The organism is Silvanigrella paludirubra, assembly GCF_009208775.1.
GTDB classification, from domain to species: Bacteria; Bdellovibrionota_B; Oligoflexia; order Silvanigrellales; family Silvanigrellaceae; genus Silvanigrella; species Silvanigrella paludirubra.
Window position 1 is genome coordinate 708,574 of the sequence record NZ_WFLM01000001.1, and the last position, 17,625, is coordinate 726,198.

Annotated in this window: 16 protein-coding genes; 5 read left to right on the forward strand and 11 right to left on the reverse strand. The window is 27.8% G+C overall.

From position 1 onward, the window contains the following. Nucleotides 1–3 precede the first annotated feature (3 nt). Genes GCL60_RS03205 through GCL60_RS03215 form a run of 3 tightly spaced genes read right to left on the reverse strand, consistent with a single transcriptional unit; the run spans nucleotide 4 to nucleotide 3,887 of the window. Nucleotides 4–1,686 carry a methyl-accepting chemotaxis protein gene (locus tag GCL60_RS03205; protein WP_153418421.1) on the reverse strand — a complete coding sequence of 561 codons (1,683 nt, stop codon included), beginning with the start codon at nucleotides 1,684–1,686 and terminating at the stop codon, nucleotides 4–6. Between the two features lie 10 nt (nucleotides 1,687–1,696). Continuing rightward, entirely contained in the window at nucleotides 1,697–2,185 is a 489-nt protein-coding gene (locus GCL60_RS03210) for a chemotaxis protein CheW (RefSeq protein ID WP_161998056.1), read from the reverse strand. Continuing rightward, nucleotides 2,175–3,887 (reverse strand): chemotaxis protein CheA, encoded by a 1,713-nt coding sequence (locus GCL60_RS03215; protein ID WP_153418423.1) that lies wholly within the window; start codon nucleotides 3,885–3,887, stop codon nucleotides 2,175–2,177. The genes GCL60_RS03210 and GCL60_RS03215 overlap by 11 nt, the downstream gene beginning before the upstream one ends. Before the next feature lie 535 nt (nucleotides 3,888–4,422). Here GCL60_RS03215 and GCL60_RS03220 point away from each other — a divergent pair. Genes GCL60_RS03220 through GCL60_RS03230 form a run of 3 tightly spaced genes read left to right on the forward strand, consistent with a single transcriptional unit; the run spans nucleotide 4,423 to nucleotide 6,355 of the window. Continuing rightward, complete coding sequence (locus GCL60_RS03220) at nucleotides 4,423–5,463, forward strand: 3-deoxy-7-phosphoheptulonate synthase (RefSeq protein ID WP_153418424.1); 1,041 nt, start codon at nucleotides 4,423–4,425, stop codon at nucleotides 5,461–5,463. Nucleotides 5,464–5,503: 40 nt separating this feature from the next. Then, a complete protein-coding gene (locus tag GCL60_RS03225) occupies nucleotides 5,504–6,061 on the forward strand; it encodes a prephenate dehydratase domain-containing protein (RefSeq protein WP_202613990.1) in 558 nt (185 codons plus the stop codon). A gap of 30 nt (nucleotides 6,062–6,091) precedes the next feature. Then, on the forward strand, nucleotides 6,092–6,355 hold the full coding sequence (locus GCL60_RS03230) for a chorismate mutase (protein WP_202613991.1): 264 nt from the start codon (nucleotides 6,092–6,094) through the stop codon (nucleotides 6,353–6,355). 1 nt (nucleotide 6,356) lies between these two features. Here the strand turns inward: GCL60_RS03230 and GCL60_RS03235 are convergent, their stop codons facing one another. The 4 genes from GCL60_RS03235 to aroA all read right to left on the reverse strand — a co-directional run bounded on the left by GCL60_RS03235 (nucleotide 6,357) and on the right by aroA (nucleotide 10,792). Next, entirely contained in the window at nucleotides 6,357–6,905 is a 549-nt protein-coding gene (locus GCL60_RS03235) for a VOC family protein (RefSeq protein ID WP_153418427.1), read from the reverse strand. 131 nt (nucleotides 6,906–7,036) lie between these two features. Continuing rightward, on the reverse strand, nucleotides 7,037–8,290 hold the full coding sequence (locus tag GCL60_RS03240; RefSeq protein WP_153418428.1) for a 3-dehydroquinate synthase family protein: 1,254 nt from the start codon (nucleotides 8,288–8,290) through the stop codon (nucleotides 7,037–7,039). A gap of 10 nt (nucleotides 8,291–8,300) precedes the next feature. Next, a complete protein-coding gene (gene aroC, locus GCL60_RS03245; RefSeq protein WP_153418429.1) occupies nucleotides 8,301–9,404 on the reverse strand; it encodes a chorismate synthase in 1,104 nt (367 codons plus the stop codon). Between the two features lie 5 nt (nucleotides 9,405–9,409). Continuing rightward, the gene (gene aroA, locus GCL60_RS03250) at nucleotides 9,410–10,792 is read right to left on the reverse strand and encodes a 3-phosphoshikimate 1-carboxyvinyltransferase (RefSeq protein WP_153418430.1); all 1,383 of its coding nucleotides are present in this window, start codon (nucleotides 10,790–10,792) and stop codon (nucleotides 9,410–9,412) included. Between the two features lie 242 nt (nucleotides 10,793–11,034). Here aroA and GCL60_RS03255 point away from each other — a divergent pair, with 242 nt between their 5' ends. Both GCL60_RS03255 and GCL60_RS03260 read left to right on the forward strand, forming a co-directional pair. Beyond that, nucleotides 11,035–12,237 carry an esterase/lipase family protein gene (locus GCL60_RS03255; protein ID WP_153418431.1) on the forward strand — a complete coding sequence of 401 codons (1,203 nt, stop codon included), beginning with the start codon at nucleotides 11,035–11,037 and terminating at the stop codon, nucleotides 12,235–12,237. 84 nt (nucleotides 12,238–12,321) lie between these two features. Then, entirely contained in the window at nucleotides 12,322–13,506 is a 1,185-nt protein-coding gene (locus GCL60_RS03260; protein ID WP_153418432.1) for a mechanosensitive ion channel family protein, read from the forward strand. Nucleotides 13,507–13,511: 5 nt separating this feature from the next. On the opposite strand, the gene GCL60_RS03265 is transcribed toward GCL60_RS03260, so the two are convergent. From GCL60_RS03265 to GCL60_RS03280, 4 genes are all read right to left on the reverse strand, one after another. Beyond that, nucleotides 13,512–14,357 (reverse strand): mechanosensitive ion channel family protein, encoded by an 846-nt coding sequence (locus GCL60_RS03265; RefSeq protein ID WP_153418433.1) that lies wholly within the window; start codon nucleotides 14,355–14,357, stop codon nucleotides 13,512–13,514. A gap of 136 nt (nucleotides 14,358–14,493) precedes the next feature. Beyond that, nucleotides 14,494–15,261, reverse strand: coding sequence for a substrate-binding periplasmic protein (locus GCL60_RS03270; protein WP_153418434.1), 768 nt, complete (start codon nucleotides 15,259–15,261; stop codon nucleotides 14,494–14,496). Between the two features lie 57 nt (nucleotides 15,262–15,318). Next, nucleotides 15,319–16,437, reverse strand: coding sequence for a GTP-binding protein (locus GCL60_RS03275; protein ID WP_153418435.1), 1,119 nt, complete (start codon nucleotides 16,435–16,437; stop codon nucleotides 15,319–15,321). A gap of 160 nt (nucleotides 16,438–16,597) precedes the next feature. Beyond that, a complete protein-coding gene (locus GCL60_RS03280; protein ID WP_153418436.1) occupies nucleotides 16,598–17,611 on the reverse strand; it encodes a trypsin-like serine protease in 1,014 nt (337 codons plus the stop codon). Between the last annotated feature and the right edge of the window lie 14 nt (nucleotides 17,612–17,625).

Consider the following 17,625-nt stretch of genomic DNA (forward strand, 5'->3'; position numbering starts at 1 on the left):
ATTTTATACTTTCCATCTAGAATCGTTTCTATTAGGTAGGTTATCTGTTAATATTATATCGCTATTATCTTTTTCTTCAAAATCTTTTTGTAAATTTAATGGATAATAATTTTGACCTGCTTTTTGATTATGATTGGTATCATTTTTAAAATCAGATGTTGGTATCATATTTTGACTATTTGAGACATTTCCTACTATTAAATATCTTAGTTTTGAAATAATTTCATTTATATTTTTTATTCCATTTGCTAAATACTGACTATCCGATGCTTGCGCAATTCCTATTGCATTATTTCTTTGAGTTACTTCATCTATTTGCCTCATAGCAATTGTAGTCTGCTTCATTCCTGTTTCTTGTTCTCCTGTTGATGAAACAATTATTTTTGTACCTTCGTTAATTTTAAAAAGAATTTCTGTCATATTATCAAAAGAAGTTTCACATACTTTAAAAATATTTTTACCTGTCACAATTCGTTCTCTAATATCAGAGACAACATGAGCAACTTCAGAAGTAGAAGACTCAAGCAATTCTCTTATTTCATTTGCAGCCGAACCACTCATGGAAGCTAATTTTCCTACTTCTTCTGCAACAACCGCAAATCCCTTGCCATGAACTCCTGCACGTGCAGCTTCAATTGATGCATTAAATGATAACAATCTTGTTTCAGAAACAATTTCATTAATTATTTTAGTTTTATTAGCAATTTTAACGATTAAATTTGAAATTTCTTCTAATTTAATATTTGATGCTTGAATGCTATCCATAGCAGAAAGCATTTGTGAAATAGATTCCCTTCCTTTCTGAGCGCTAATTTGTCCTTCTTCAGAAATACGTAAATTATGAGTTGAATGTTTACTTGTTTGAGTTAACATTGAACTCATTTCTTCCATACTTGCTGCAGTTTCTTGGATTGCGGCAGCTTGTTTCATTGTCATATCAGAAAGTTCTTTTGTACTTTTTTGAGAACTATTTGCTCTTTGAAGAATAGAATTTGATTGACTATTTAGCCCTATAATTAAATTATTTAAACTATTATTTAATTTTTTAATTGCAAACTTAGAAACCAAAATAGCCGCGATTAAAAATAAGGACAAAATTAATATTAGAAAATATAAAGCATTTTTGCCATAATCATTTGTATTTTTAATATTTATTTCTGAAAAATTATTAACTTCAGTAGTAATTTCAGAAATAGATTTTTCAAGTTTTTTAAAAACTTCATTAAATTTTATAATTGTAATTTGAGCTTCTCTATTTTTTTTCTCTAAAGTATTTTTTGCAATTTTATCCGCAAGATCTGTATAAATTTTAGCATCAGTTAAAATTAAACTTAAATCATCATGTATTTTTTTATTTAAAACCAAGCCATTTAGTGAGTTTAAATAATTTAAAAAATTAGATTTAAATTCTTTTTCTTCTTCAGATAATTCCTTTAGTTTTTCATAATTTTTAGATTCTGATGCCATTATTATCCCAAAAATATTTGCTCTTATCCCATCATGCATCATATCAGCAAGTGTTAGATTTTTTATTGCTGGTATAATTTCAGAAGACAACTTATTGATTTTTTCATTGTAAAATTTATTCAGTTGAAAAGGAATTATTCCAATACAAAAAATTAATATTATCATGATTGATGATAGAGTCCAAAGTCTTTTTCTAATTGTCCAAATACTTTTTCTCATATTTTGTCCTTTATATATTTATGGATAACTTCAAACTCTCATTTTCTTTAATAATTTTTAAATCTTCATCGCTTATAGATGAGATTAAATCTAAAATAGTCACTAATTTATCTTTCAAAATATAATTCCCAATAATAAATTTTATATCTATAGAATACTTCATATCATTATTTTTTTGAATTTCTGATGCATTAATTGTTTGAACTGAAACTAAATCATCAACTATAACTCCAATACTTATAGAATCATTCTCTACTACTAAAATAATTCCTTTATTTTCTTCATCATTAAAATTTGGAGATATTTTAATTCTAAAATCTATAACACTAATAATCTTTCCTCTTAAATTTATAATTCCTTTAAAATAAGGAACCATAAATGGTACTGGCTTTATATTTACAGATTTGATCACTTCTTTAATTTGTAAAATATTACAGGCATATTCTTCATTTAATACTTTAAATATTAAATATTTATTTTCTTCTTCATTAAAATCCATCATAACTCCAAATATTTATTAACTGACTTAAATTAAGCACTAAAGCAGGTTCACCATTTCCTAAAACTGTTGTAGCAAGAACACCAGGGATTCCCTTGAGTTCTTTAGACAGCTTTTTTAACACAATAGATTGTGTCGCAATTATTTGATCCACTTGAAAAGAGAATTTTTTACCTAAATGTTGAATTAATATTCCATTTTTTTCATCCACAATTTCATTTTCTATTTCATGATTTCTGAAAACTTTATTTAATGATATAATAGGAATTATTTCATTTCTTAATGTAAAAACTTCGCTTCCATTAATTCGAGATTCAATTTTAAATTTTTTATGATCTACAATCTCAGAAATTTGAGATTCAGGAATAACAAACAGTTGATTATTTGATTTAAAAATCAGGCCTTTAATAATTGAAAGAGATGAAGGTAAAGATATAATAAATGTTGTACCTTTATCAATTTCTGTTTCAATATCTATGCTTCCTTTTAACTCTGAAATTACATTATTCACTACATCTAAGCCTACACCTCTTCCAGAAATATCGGTTACTATATCTTTGGTTGAGAATCCTGGCTTAAATATAAGTCTATGAATTTCATCTTTTGTTAAATTATTTTTCTCATCTACAATTCCATTTTCAATCGCTTTTTTTAATATTTTGTTTTCATCAAGACCTTTTCCATCATCTCTTAAATAAATTTTTACATTACCTTCATCTTGCATAGCTCTTAATTCAATTAAACTTTCAATAGATTTGTTTTTTCTTAGTCTTTCATCTTGACTTTCGATTCCATGATCAATTGCATTTCTTATTAAATGCGTAAGAGGATCTGTTAACTTATCAACAATAATTTTATCTAATTCAACTTCAGAACCAAAAGAATCAAAGCGAATTTTTTTTTCTTGTTTAAAAGCAAGATCTCTGACTATCCTGTTCATTTTTTGAAATTGCTGATCTAATGACATCATTCTTAAAGACAAAGTAATATCTTGGAGCTCTTGAATATTCTTTCCCATTTGAGAAATAATATTTTTGACATCTTGAGGAAGCGAGTTTGTTAAAGATTTTTGTTTTAAAATATTTTGATCTATTACAACTTCACCAATATAATTAATCAAATTATCTAATTTACTTACGTTTACTCTTAAATATTCCTCAAGGTTTATTTTTTTATTCTTTTCTAATTCACTTTGATTAATTTCAACGTTTTTAAATGTATCATTTTTTTCTTTATTTTCTAAACCTAAATTTTTTTCATCTTTAAATATCTCAAAATTTTCTATAGGTACGTTTTTCTCATTAATATACTTCTTATTTTCTAAAGCAAATGAAATAATATCAATATTTTTTTGTATATTGTTATGAACATAACTAACATCATTTTGAATAGATTTTATCCAATCATTACTAATTGTATGTATTTCAAAAAAAAGATTTAAAATATTTATTTCAAAATTTATTTGATCATTTTTAATATAAGTTAAAAGTTCTTCTACTTTGTGAATGTATTCTGCAAATTGTTTTAACCCTACAGAAGCTGAAGAGCCTTTTAAATTATGAGCAATACGAAATAGTTGGATGAGAGATTCTTTTTCATTTTTATTATTGATATTTAAACAAGTTGTTTCCCAAGAAGCCAAGTTCTCTAAAGCTTCTTCTAAAAATGTATTTATAAACTGAGTTTCAACATGATTACTCACTAGAATTCCTTTTTTAATAAAATTAAACTATTTTTTTTAATTTTTAAGAGAAAAGATTTCATATGTCATTTTTTAAACAATTTTAATGGTTTTATGTAAATTTGATTAATATTTTCTTAATTCAATTTTAAATTATAAATTAAATATTGAGGAATGAACTATCAATAAAACCATATCTTCTTAATTTTATAGAAGTTATATAAATAAAAAAAAACCTTGATTTTTTATTTTCATTCTAATATACTTATAAACTGATATGCTCGTGTATTCTTATAAGTCCCTAATAAAGGAAAGAAAATCATGAAAGTCAGCTTGCGAGAGAATCAAATAAAGTCAATAATATCAAACTCATCTTCTTGTAAAACTTCTGCTGCCTATTCTTTTTATTCCTTCCGATTTTATAACTTTTAATAAATCCCATTTAACAAAAAAATAAATATATTAATTAAATTCATTTTAATTTTGAAATTATAATTAAAATAAAAAATTAAATTAATTAAAACTTCATTTAAAATTTAAATAAAGGAACAAACTCATGAATTATAATATATTAAAAAAAATTCCTACCCATAAAGAAATTATTGATTATGCTCCCTTATCTACTACAGCAAAACAAAAAATTGAAAAAGATAGAATAGAAGTAAAAAATATTTTAGAAGGGAAAGACAATAGGCTCTTATTAATTGTAGGGCCTTGCTCTGCTTGGCCCGAAAAAGCTGTTTTAAATTATGCAGAAAAACTAAAAAAATTAGAAGAAAAAGTAAACGAACGTATTAAAATTGTAATGCGAGTTTATATTCAAAAGCCAAGAACGACTAAAGGTTGGGTTGGACCAATTATTCAACCTGATCCTTTCAAACAACCCGATCTAGAAGCTGGCATGAAATATTCTAGAAAAATGATGGTTGATGTCGTTGAAATGGGCTTGCCTATCGCTGACGAAGCTTTATCCACCCAAAATGCTGATGTATTTTTAGAACTTCTTTCTTGGGTTGCCATAGGAGCACGAAGTAGTGAAGATCAAGAACACCGTATTTTTGCATCTGCGATTGAATGTGCTGTTGGATTAAAAAACCCAACACATGGTTCATTAAAAATTGGGGTAAATAGTATTGTTGCAGCTCAATATAATCATATTTCAGCAATGAATGGTTATGAAGTGGAAACAAATGGAAATCAACATGCTCACCTCGTATTACGAGGAAGTAATCATGGCCCCAATTTCTCTAATATGCATTTAAATGAAGTAAAAAATCATATGGAAGAACATAAAATTAAAAATCCAGCTATTATAATTGATACCAGTCACGACAATTGTCTTTTAAATGGCAAAAAAGACCATCTTTTACAAGTAAACAATATTTTTGAAATTTTAGATAATATAAAAGATCGCCCCGATTTAAAAAAATTGGTAAAAGGATTTATGGTTGAAAGTTTTATTCAAGATGGCTGTCAACCTATTCTAGCTAATCAACCTGAAAAAATTAATTTAAATGGATTATCTATCACAGATCCTTGTTTAGGGTGGGATAAGACAGAAGAAATGATTTTTAATTTATTTAAAAAATTAAAATAATGATTTTTAAAAAGATTGAAACTTAAACTAGGAGATAAACGTGATTTTAGGTGTTTCTGGTGATATAGGTTCTTTTTCGGAAGAAGCAGCTTTAAAATATATTGAACAATCTAACCTTTGTTTCGAACTTAAATACTTAATTGATATAGAAGGTGTTTTAAGCTCACTCTCGGAAAATTCTATTCAATATGGAATTTTTCCCGTAGTTAATTTAAGAGGAGGTTTAGTTAAAACAGCCTTTGAAGCTATGGGCAAATATCATTTTAAGTATAAAGAAAATATAAGCATAAAAATTGAACATAATCTAATTACGAAAAATGAAGTTAGTTTAAATGAAATAACCACAATTGTTTCTCATCCACAAGCCTTTGCCCAATGCCAAAAATATTTAAAAAGTAATTTTCCAAATATTGAATACATTGAGTGGAAAAATACGGCGTTGGCAGCAAGAAATCTTTCAGATGGTCTTTTTCCTTTAAATACGGCTATTATCGGTCATAAAAAAACAGCTTCCCTTTATAATTTAAAAATAAGAGAAGAAAAAATACAAGATGAATTACAAAATTTAACCACTTTTATTATTGTTGAAAATATTTAACTAAACATCAAGATTAAAGGAAATTTTATTTTGAATTTAAATACTTTAAGAAAAGAGATAGAAGATATAGATAAGCTAATCATTGAGTGCTTAGCAAAAAGAGAAAACATATCAACTAAAATAGGAGAAATTAAAAGAGAAATGGGAATTCAAATCTATGATTCTGAAAGAGAAAAAAATTTGAATTCCTATTATCATGAATTGAGTTTAAAATTTAATTTAGACCCTGAATTTATTCTTAAAATTTTTAAATTAATCATTAAAAAATCAAGAAATGTTCAGTTAAAAAATTAAATTACTTTTTTGTTGTTTTCGGTTTTCTTTTTTTAGCAGGCTTTTTTACTGCTTTTTTGGTGGTCTTTTTTGCTTTTGTGGTCTTTTTAGCGGAAGTTTTTTTCTTTTTAGAAGTTGTTTTTTTCTTTTTTGTTGCCGCTTTTTTAAGAACTTTTGCAAAGGACCATGAATATCCATCAATATCTGTTACGGTGCACATTCTATCTCCCCAATAAAAATCTTCGGGAGAAACAACACTTCTACAACCGCTTGCAATCGCTTTTTCATAAATTTTATCAACATTGTCTACAAAAACATAAAATGATTGTGACGCAGAAACATTTAATGTAGAAGGAGATCTGGCTGGACTTCCCATTGAACTTTCTGGATGAATCATAAATAAAACTGTATTTTTATGAAATATATTAATATGATTTACATGACCATTATGATCTTTCATACCCTTTGTTTTAAAGCCAAATGCTTTTGTATAAAAGTCAGCAGATCTTTCTAGATTTCTAACTGCTAAATAAGGTGACAACCATGGCATACGAGTTGGACGAGGATCCATACGAAGTTCCTTTTTGTCATAATGTTATAAAGTAAATTACCCAGTCATAATATTTACAAATAAAAACATAATATTCAAGACTTAATAGGAAAATATTTTCTCTATGGTAACAATTTGACAAAATTAAATGATTAATTTGAGGTTATATATTCAAACATTAATTTAGAGATTAAGCTTACAGGATATTTTTTTGTTACGGATAAAAAAACAGAGTTGCTATTCATTAAAGAAAATTGTCCATAAGAAGGTAAACTTAAAGCACATTGAGAAGCATCTTCATTTTTTTTATCTTGCACTAAATATTTTTCAATTTGAATTTGAGAGATCTGATTTTTTATTACAATAGGATATTTATATGTTATATCTCTTATAATATTTACCATACTTTGATGATCACTTGAAAAAGAAACAAGACCAGATTGTATAATAAAATTCAGGCCATGAGCAACGGCTATTCCGTGCGGAAGAAATTGAATAGAATGATCTTCTGCAAGTGCTTCAATAATATGTGCTAATGTGTGCCCAAAATTTAATGATGTTCTTATGTCTTTTGATTCATATAAATCTAGATTAACAATAGTAGACTTATATTTTATACTTTTTGATATTAAATAATAAAAATCTTCTATTGATGAATTATTCTGATAAATTTTTATAATTGATTCATAATCATTTAAAAATTCACCAAAAATCCAGGAATGTTTTATTGCTTCTGCCAAACCACAAATAATATCGACCTGAGATAGGGTTTGAAAATATTCTGGCACACAAAAAAGTTTTTCAGCTTCATAGAATAAACCAATTTGATTTTTTCCATAGGGATAAAAGTTAACACCCGTTTTTCCACCAATTCCAGCATCAACAGAAGAAAGAAGAGTTGTCGGCAAATAATAGACTTTAATTTTCAATAAACCAGCAATAAATCCGACAATATCTAATATAATGCCACCCCCCATAACAATAATTAATTGGGTTTCATTAGGTAAAACTTCTATCCATTTGTAGACTGTTTCAATAGATTTTGTGGACTCATCTGGTTTATATAATAAATGCTTTTTATCATTAAGAAAATTTTTTAACGTACTCTGTTTCTCATATAAGTTTTCATCTATAAAATAAAAAACATGAGAAATGTTTAAATTTTGCAAAAAACTTATGTATTCAGTTTGAGAAAGAATCGTAGGAAGAGGAATCAAATGATTGGGATCCTCATTTTGCTTTTGAGAAATAAAACCTCTTTTAAAAATTTGACAAGCAAAATCGAATAATTCTTTTTTGTATGATGAGTCATATTCTGGCAATGATTTTCGGGTGTAACCTTTTAAAAAAAAATCATTTAATATCATTAAAATATCATTGTAATTTTTTGTCAGGAGATGTTTCATTAGCGACTTCTTATTCAATTAAAAATTTTGGGTTTAAAGAAAATTGACGTAATAAATGATCCGCAAGTACTAGCCAAAACATAGATTCAACTAAAGGAACGGCTCTAGGCAAAACACATGGATCATGTCTACCTGATTTTGCTTTAAAGGAAATTTCTTTCAATTCTTTTGTTACTGTGTTTTGTTCTTTAAATATGGTTGAAACTGGTTTGAATCCAACACTAATTAGGATTGGCATTCCATTTGAAATACCACCCTGAATTCCACCCGATTTATTACTTTGGGTAACGACAGCCCCAGATTCATTTAACTGAAAAGCATCATTATTTTCGCTACCCTTTAAATAAGTTGAAGCCAAACCATCCCCAATTTCAAAAGATCTTACTGCTGGTAAACTCAACATTGCTTTTGCCAATTCGGCTTCTAGTTTATCAAAAACAGGCTCTCCTAATCCTGCTGGTATATTTCTCGCAATACAGCGAACAACACCGCCAAGAGAATCCCCTTCTGTTTTTGCTTCCAAAATTTTTTCTTTCATTTTTTCTTCGGCATTTTTGTCGGGACATCGAATTAAACTAGCTTCTACTTCATTAAAAGTAATAGAGTTCGTTGTTACATTAGCTTGAATATCATAAATGCGATCAACCCAACCAATAATTTCTGCATTAGGAATTTTACTTTGAACATAAGCTTTTGCAACAGCAGCTGCTGCGACACGCCCAATTGTTTCACGAGCGCTTGCTCTCCCCCCTCCACTTGAAGGGCTTGTCCCATATTTTTTGAATGTAGTATAATCGGCATGACCTGGTCGAAATATTTGATTGATATCTTGATAGTCATTTGCTTTTTTATCTTGATTACGAACTATAATAGCTATAGGCGTTCCTAAAGTAACAGAATTTTCAACACCCGATAATATTTCACAGGTATCAAGCTCTCCTCTTGGTGTTGTAAATTCATTCTGACCTGGTCTTCTTCTATTTAAAAAAGATTGAATTGCACTTTCTTCTATTTTAATTCCAGAAGGACATCCATCAATGATACAACCAAGACCAACTCCATGTGATTCACCAAATGTAGAAACTCGAAAAAGCGTACCTAAATTACTCGACATAATAATTATTCTTCCTTAATAATATCAATTTGAAAACCAAGTTCTTGAACTTGATTAAAAAATTGAGGTGCTGTTTTTTCAACACACTTTGGATTTTGAATGCTCACTTGATTTAATTTAGATGAAATTAAAAACCCTGTCATAGCAAAACGATGATCTTCCCATGTTTCAAATTCACCTTTTATCTCATTTAAATTTTTTTCAATTGGATAAATTTTAAAGCCATCGGGCAATTCATCAATTTTAAGCCCCAACGATAAAATATTTTTAACGAAACAGGATATACGATCACTTTCATGATGACGTATATGGGAAACACCAGTAATAAGAATAGGGCCATCAGCAAAAAGTCCAATTGCACCCATAGTTAAAGCTTGGTCGCTATAAAGAGAAAAATCAAACGTAAAATTTCCTTTTGGCTTTGAAAAATTTTCTTTTTTGGAAACAAAAACTTCATTTTCAGATATTTTAATATTAGCACCCATTTGAATAAGAAGCTCAATAAATTTAAAATCAGGTTGTAAAGTTGATGAACCTAAATTTAATATTTTTAAATTTAAATTATGCAAAAAGGCTAAAGAAATAAAATAACAACATGTGGAAGCGTCAGCTTCAATGGTATAATTTTCAGCACCTAATTTTGAGATCGTTTGTATTTCAAAGTGATTTAGTTCTTTATCACAATTAACAATACCTCCAAACTTTTTTATGGATTGAATTGTCATACGAACATAATCGGGTTGCACTAAGTTCTCGATGCGATTTATTTTAATTTTTTTCTGAGCTCCCGCAGCGCATAATAATAGTCCACTTAAAAATTGGCCTGAAACTTTCCCGCTAATATTACATTCGCCTTCAAGATGAGAAGACTCTATTTGAAAAGGCATTTGATCAGAAGAAATATTAGCATTTAATTCTTTTAGGGCTTTCACTAGTGGAGATAAAGGACGCCTCATTAATTGAGGTTCACCGCTAATATCAACTTTTAATTTGTTACTATTTGGAAATGTATTTTGCCAATTCAAAATGACAGCAGGAAAAAAACGGGCTAAAGTACCTGCTTTACCAAAAAAAAGAGTTGCCGTATTTAATTTTATATCAATTTGAGGAATTATTGTTACTTTTTTTGATTTATAATCAATTTGAATTAAATAACCAAGCTTTTTAAGAGCATCAAGACCCCAATAAGAATCTTCTGAAAATAAAAAACCATATAATGTAACAGGTTCAGAACACATTCCTGCTAATACAACAGCTCTATTTGTAAAACTTTTAGAACCAGGAATCCAAATTTCTTTTAAATTATTATCTAATAGATTTGAATTTATTTTTATCTTTTTAACATTATCTTGATTATTTAATTCGAATAAAAAATTTTTTAGTTCCATAGTATTTTCGCAATTTAGATATTTATAAATTTATATAAAAAGAAGAAATTTCAAGCTTTTCAGAAGAAATGAGCTTCTAATATGAAATTATGCCGTAACTAATATATATTGCAATCGCTTGTTACAAAAAAGTCACAAATTATTTGAAAGTCCAAAAAAAACAGTGTATTAAGTCATTAGGTTTTTGTTACCAAAATTGAATAAACTTTTAGATATAGAATAGATAATTAGAGGAGCTTATTATGTCTATTTTAAAAAAATTAATGATTTATATTACTTTTTATTTCACAATTTTTTCATTTAATTGTCATGCTATGAATAATGACCCTATTATACTTGTCCATGGCTTCACAGGCTGGGGTAGAGATGAAATGCTTGGGTTCCTTTATTGGGGTGGATCGCATGATTTACAAGAAGAGCTCAAATCCATTGGCAATCGCGTATATACAGCATCCGTTGGTCCCTTAAGTTCAAACTACGACAGAGCCGTCGAATTATTTGCACAAATTAAAGGAACATGTACGGATTATGGGGAGCTTCATTCCAAAAAATATGGACATGCCCGTTTTGGAAGGTGCTATACAAAACCTTTATATTCACAATGGAATGAAAATAATAAAATTCACCTTATAGGTCACAGCCAAGGAGGGCAGACCATCAGAACTCTGTTAACTTTATTAAAAGAGGGTTCTCCTGAAGAAGTTGTTAACAATAAAAATGATGTTAATGAATTATTTAGAGGGAAAAAAGATTGGGTTACCAGCATCACAACTGTTGCTTCTCCAAATAACGGAACAACATTAACAAATATTTTAGATGCCTTTATACCAACAATTCAATCTATTTTTTCTTACTTTGGAGCTATTGCTGGACTTGGAAAAGGTTTTTTGTATGACTTAAAAGTTGAGCATTGGGGCCTAGTTAAAAACAAAAATGAAACGATATCTGAATATGCGAATCGTGTCTTAAATTCTAAAATATTTGATACAAAAGATATAAGTAAATGGGATTTAAGCCCAGAAGGGGCAAGAGATAATAATGCAAAAGAAAAAACATATTCAGGCGTTTATTACTTTACATTTTCAACTCAGTCAACATTTATGACAAATCCATTTAACCAATGTAAATTTTCTTTTTTAAATTTACTTGATTTTCCATCTGGAGCAATAGGTTGCTATACTCAAAATGATCCAAATAAAGTAATAATAGATTCCAAATGGCTTGCTAACGATGGCATTGTAAATACCTATAGTATGCAAGCTCCATTCAACTCTAAAAGTATTTCTTTTAATGGAACTCCACAAATTGGAATTTGGAATGATATGGGCGTTAAAACAGGATGGAATCATATTGACATCATAGCTGCAATGCCAAATTTATTTATTCCATATACAAATGTTAAAAAATTATATGAAAATCACTTAGAGTTAATTCACCAACTATAATATTTAATTTTGCACTTGTTAGCATTTTATTTATAAGATAAATTTAACATTCTTCTTATGTTTCGAAGCAAAGGAATTTATCTTATGAATTTAAATGAAACAGAAACTATTTGGCTATCTGTTTTTTATACAATTGTAGCAACTCTTGTATTATTAGTTTTATATTATTTTTTAAATATTATTTTCAATAAAATCAATAATAAAATATCTGGCTTAAAAGGCTCTAAAATTCGATCATTGACATTTAGAAATTTTGAACTTTTAACTGAAGATAGATTACTTGGTTTCATTCTATGGTCTTTAAGTGCCACACGTATTATTATTATTTTATTTTTACTATACTTTTATATTCCTTTAGTTTTTAGTTTTTTTCCATGGACTGAAAATTTTGTGCCTACATTATTGCATTATGTAATTGATCCCCTTAAAAAAGTTTTATTTGTTATTATTAATTACTTGCCTAAAATATTTTTAATTTTCATTATTATGATTATTACAAAATACATTCTTAGATTTACAAAATTTATTTTTAATGAAATATCAAAGGGATCTATACAAATAAATGGATTTTATAAAGATTGGGCTGAACCATCTTATAAATTAACACGAATTCTTATTTTGGCATTTTCTTTAATCATCATTTTTCCCTATCTTCCTGGATCTGGATCGCCTGCTTTCCAAGGAATTTCTGTATTTTTAGGTATTTTATTTTCTCTTGGTTCAAGTTCTGCTGTAGCAAATATGGTTTCTGGAATTGTGTTAACTTATATGATGCCATTTAAAGTGGGAGATAGAGTTAAAATTTCTTCCACTGTTGGCGATGTGATTGAAAAAAACTTACTTGTCATACGCGTAAGAACCATAAAAAATGAAGACATTACCATTCCTAGCTCAATGGTATTAGGAAGTCATATTATTAATTATAGTTCATCAGCAGATTCATATGGTTTAATATTAAACCAAACAATAAGTATTGGCTACGATACTCCTTGGCGTATCGTTCATGAACTATTAATAAAATCTGCTTTAAAAACGAATGGCATTTTAAATGAACCTGTTCCATTTGTTTTACAAACACAATTAAATGATTTTTATGTATCTTATGAAATAAATGCTTATACAAGACAACCAAATCAAATGGCAAATATATACTCTGAATTAAATCAAAATATTCGAGATAATTTTAACATGGCTGGAGTCGAAATAATGTCTCCTCATTATACATCCATAAGAAACGGAAATAAAAGTACCATTTCAAATGGAGTTTAATAGAGTTATTTTAAAGCCATTATTTTATCATTTGCTAAATTATCATTTGATATTTTAAGACGAATATCTCTTTGAGGATAAGGAATAGAAATCCCGCTAGAGTCAAATGTTTCTTTAACTGTTTTGTATAAATAATAATTTACATCCCAATAATTATCTACACTAACCCAACAGCGTAACATCATACTAACAGAGTTATCTCCCAATGCAGTTAAAGCGACTAATGGGGATGGCTCTTTTAATATACGACCGTCTAATCTAGCAAGATTAGTTAATATTTCTTTTGCTTTTTCAACTTGATTTTCATAAGATATTCCTACTATAAAATCCAGTCTTCTTGTTCCATTTTTCGTGAAATTTTTAATAGACGAATTCCACAATAAGCTATTGGGAACAAATAAAAATAAGCCGTCATTTGTTTTTAAAGTTGTAGTAAATAAATTAATTTCTTGGACTGTACCGTTATTTGAATTAGACTCTATATAATCATTTACTTTAAATGGTCTTAAAAAAATGAGCATTAAACCCGAAGCAATATTTTGTAGTGTTTCTTTTAAAGCTAAAGCCAATCCTAAACCAGTTGCACCTAAAAATGCTATAATTCCATTTGTATTTGCACCAAAAATATTTAATATAATTAAAATACCTATTATAAATGAAGCATATTTTATTACTGTGATTGTAATTGGTAATAAAGTGGGATCTATTTTCTCAACTTTTTCATTTGCTTTTTTAACAGCTCTTATAACCCAATAAGCAATAAAATATAATATTAAAACAGTCATTATGGAATACAATAAATTTATAGAAAAAGTCCAAAAAACATCTAATTTTATTTTATCTTGTAGCATTTAATTAATGCTCCTATTTATTTAATGGAATAGAATAAAAAAGCTTAAAATTAAAGCTAATTTTAAGAATTTGAATTATAAAAGAAAATTTAAAAAGCTGCAATAATTGAATTTTTATTATCTAAATATTTAATTTTTATTCGTTTTTTACAAAAGGAGAATAAGTAACAGAATATTTTTCAAGAAGTTTTTTAAATTTAGGTGTACTTTTATATTTCTCCATGACATCAGAAATTTTTGAAACAAATTGACTATCAGAATTAAGAGGCGCTGCGATTGAAATTTGTTGATTTGTAATTGCCTTACCACATTGCAATTGATTTACATCTAACTTTTGCATTTTCCACTGATTTTTTGCGCTTAAGGTACCACTAAACCAAGCGTTAATAATACCTTCTTTCAATTGTTTTGCATTTTCTTGACTTTCATAATTTGTAATAATTTTATCAGAAAATCCATTTTCTTTTGCTTTATATAAATAACCTACACCCATAGTGAAACCAATTTTATTTAGACTTTTTATATCTTCTATAGAATTCATAGCTTTATTTGGTTTTACTGTAAAAACACAGACAGGATCATCAAATACTTTTGTCAACCACTTAAATTTATTTTCTCTTTCAATTGTTCTACCCATAGGCGCAATCATAGAATTTTTTTCTTGCTGAACTTCTATTTGTGCTCTAGGCCAGGGAAGAACTTTTATTTGTATTATTGCAACTTCATTCAGAGATTCATTAATAAAATCTCCTATAATACCGGTCATTTGATCGCCTATAAAAGTTACATGAGGAGATAATCTATCTGTAGTATAAAATTTTATCTTTAATTTTTCTGCTAAGATCTTTGTTTCAAAAAAAATAGGTAAAATAAGTATTAATAGAATAAATATTTTTCTTTTCATTTCAATCCCTAAAATTAAAAGTATTTTATAGTTCTTTTAATTATTTAAGAGATTGAATTACTTGTCAAGGATAAACGATTCATACTGGTGGGGCCAATTTTCAACTGGAATACTCATCTCAATATCATTTAATAAACATTTATTTAAATTTTCTGTTACTTTTTCAATATTTAAACCCTGTCCAATAAATACAATTTCTTGAAATTTTGTTTCTTCATCTGACTCTCCATATTGCTCCAAGCTACACGAACTTCCCGCTTGTGACCAATATGCGATAATATTTGGGGTATTTGCCATCCATACAAATCCTTTTGAACGAATTACATTATCTGAATCATCTTTGATAAATTGCCAAAAACGTTTTGGATGAAAAGGCCTTTCAGCCTTATATACAAAACTAGAAATACCGTACTCATGAGATTCAGGTGAATGAGTTCCTCTTTCTTCATGAAGCCAATCTTCATTTTCTTCTGCTTCATCAAAACTAAAAAGTTTTGTATTTATAATTTCATCTAAAGGAACATTTCCTTTTTGTGAAGTTAATATTTTTGCTTTGTGATTCATTTTATGAAGAACTGCTTTTAATTCACCTAATTCATCATTACTTATTAAATCGATTTTATTAATTATGATTATGTTTGCAAATTCAACTTGAGCAGCTAATAACTCTGATATATTGCGTGGATCATCTTCCGCTAAAGATGTTTCTTTTGTATTTAATAATTCAGAAGAACAGTATTCTTTTAAAAAATGTGCCCCATCAACAACAGTTATACAAGCATCTAAATTAGCAAAATGGGATAGAGAATTTCCATTTTCATCTTCAAAGGTAAAAGTCTCTGCAACAGGTAGCGGTTCCGATATTCCAGTAGATTCAATAATAATAAGATCAAACGAATTCATCTTTGCTAATTTATTTATTTCAACCAAGAGATCTTCTCTTAAGGTGCAGCAGATACAACCATTGGTCATTTCTACCAATTTTTCTTCTTTTTGTAAAAACTGAGTTTCCTCTCTCTTAATCAAGGCAGCATCAATATTTATAGAGGCCATATCATTTACAATAACTGCAACTTTTTTATTTTCTTTATTTGCTAAAATATGACTTAGAAGAGTTGTTTTTCCGGCTCCTAAAAAACCTGAAATGAGAGTTACGGGAATTTTATTCTGATTCATAGAGTGACTTTCATATTTATTTAGTAATTTTAGCAAGTTAATAAATTATTAATGCAAAATTTTTGCATTAGATGCATGTCTACAAGATTCAAAACAAAAAAGCAATACAAATGCAATTATTTTGCATTTGTATTGCTAAGCTTAATGAAAATTCTTTTTTTTATTGTAGAACGATTGGCTGCTCTTTGTGAGGCTTCATAACTTCACGAATCCAATCAATATAAGGTGCGACTCTAGTATTCAAGCTTTGCTTTAGATCTATGCATAAATCATTAACATTAGCATTTCCTTGAAGAGTAAAATTATAACCCGTCGTACTTGAAATCAAAACAAGTTCCCCTTTTCGAAGGACAAATTGAGGCCCTCCCGAATCACCACCGCAGGTTTGCCCCTGTTCCAAAGCCATTTTTTCAGAAATTAAAAAAGTGTCAGAAGGATATTTAGAATATACAGGATTTAAGTACTTATAGAATATTGCATTTTTAAAATATTTATCATTAAAAAGACCATCAAAGTAATCTCTATTATAATTTTTAGGAATAGTTGCTTTTGAAAAATTCCATCTTTTTAACCCAAAAGAATCATTATGTGTATCACCTGTTTTACCATAGCCAATGGATAGAACATTTTCATTAACACTTGGATTGTCTATTGTAATTTTTGAAATAGTTAATCCATTTTTATATAAATTTTCTTTTGTTTTAATTAATCCGATATCACCCAAAGATGAATTTTGAGCTCTAATTAAATAATAAGGATTTGAATAAATTGCACTTACACTAAATACTTTTGACTCATGCAAATCATATGCATTATTTCCATGGATTATTTTAATTCCATGCAAATTATTTTTATCAAGACCGAGTAAACAATGAGCTGCTGTCAGAATAAAATGCTCCGATATTACAGTACCTGAGCATCCATTAATGGCAGCTTTATCTTTTGCTTTATTTAATGCTATATATACAGTAGAGTTTTCACCTTTTATTGATTTAATACTATTCGCACATCCATTTACAAGATATTGAGAAGATGTGTTATTTGAACTTTTAAATCCTTCAGGAATAAAACCACAATTTTCATTATTTTTTCCATTTATTTCTTCTTTTTTCGTTTTACCACAAGAGAAAACAAAAATGGATGATAGAAAAACCAAAATCAATTTTAAACTCATAAAACATCCTTCAT

Excerpts from the sequence above, each read along its gene's own strand:
- GCL60_RS03205 (WP_153418421.1), bottom strand. The coding sequence starts at position 1,686 with ATGAGAAAAAGTATTTGGACAATTAGAAAAAGACTTTGGACTCTATCA.
- GCL60_RS03210 (WP_161998056.1), bottom strand. The coding sequence starts at position 2,185 with ATGGATTTTAATGAAGAAGAAAATAAATATTTAATATTTAAAGTATTA.
- GCL60_RS03220 (WP_153418424.1), top strand. The coding sequence starts at position 4,423 with ATGAATTATAATATATTAAAAAAAATTCCTACCCATAAAGAAATTATT.
- GCL60_RS03235 (WP_153418427.1), bottom strand. The coding sequence starts at position 6,905 with ATGGATCCTCGTCCAACTCGTATGCCATGGTTGTCACCTTATTTAGCA.
- GCL60_RS03240 (WP_153418428.1), bottom strand. The coding sequence starts at position 8,290 with ATGAAACATCTCCTGACAAAAAATTACAATGATATTTTAATGATATTA.
- aroC (WP_153418429.1), bottom strand. The coding sequence starts at position 9,404 with ATGTCGAGTAATTTAGGTACGCTTTTTCGAGTTTCTACATTTGGTGAA.
- aroA (WP_153418430.1), bottom strand. The coding sequence starts at position 10,792 with ATGGAACTAAAAAATTTTTTATTCGAATTAAATAATCAAGATAATGTT.
- GCL60_RS03255 (WP_153418431.1), top strand. The coding sequence starts at position 11,035 with ATGTCTATTTTAAAAAAATTAATGATTTATATTACTTTTTATTTCACA.
- GCL60_RS03260 (WP_153418432.1), top strand. The coding sequence starts at position 12,322 with ATGAATTTAAATGAAACAGAAACTATTTGGCTATCTGTTTTTTATACA.
- GCL60_RS03265 (WP_153418433.1), bottom strand. The coding sequence starts at position 14,357 with ATGCTACAAGATAAAATAAAATTAGATGTTTTTTGGACTTTTTCTATA.
- GCL60_RS03270 (WP_153418434.1), bottom strand. The coding sequence starts at position 15,261 with ATGAAAAGAAAAATATTTATTCTATTAATACTTATTTTACCTATTTTT.
- GCL60_RS03275 (WP_153418435.1), bottom strand. The coding sequence starts at position 16,437 with ATGAATCAGAATAAAATTCCCGTAACTCTCATTTCAGGTTTTTTAGGA.
- GCL60_RS03280 (WP_153418436.1), bottom strand. The coding sequence starts at position 17,611 with ATGAGTTTAAAATTGATTTTGGTTTTTCTATCATCCATTTTTGTTTTC.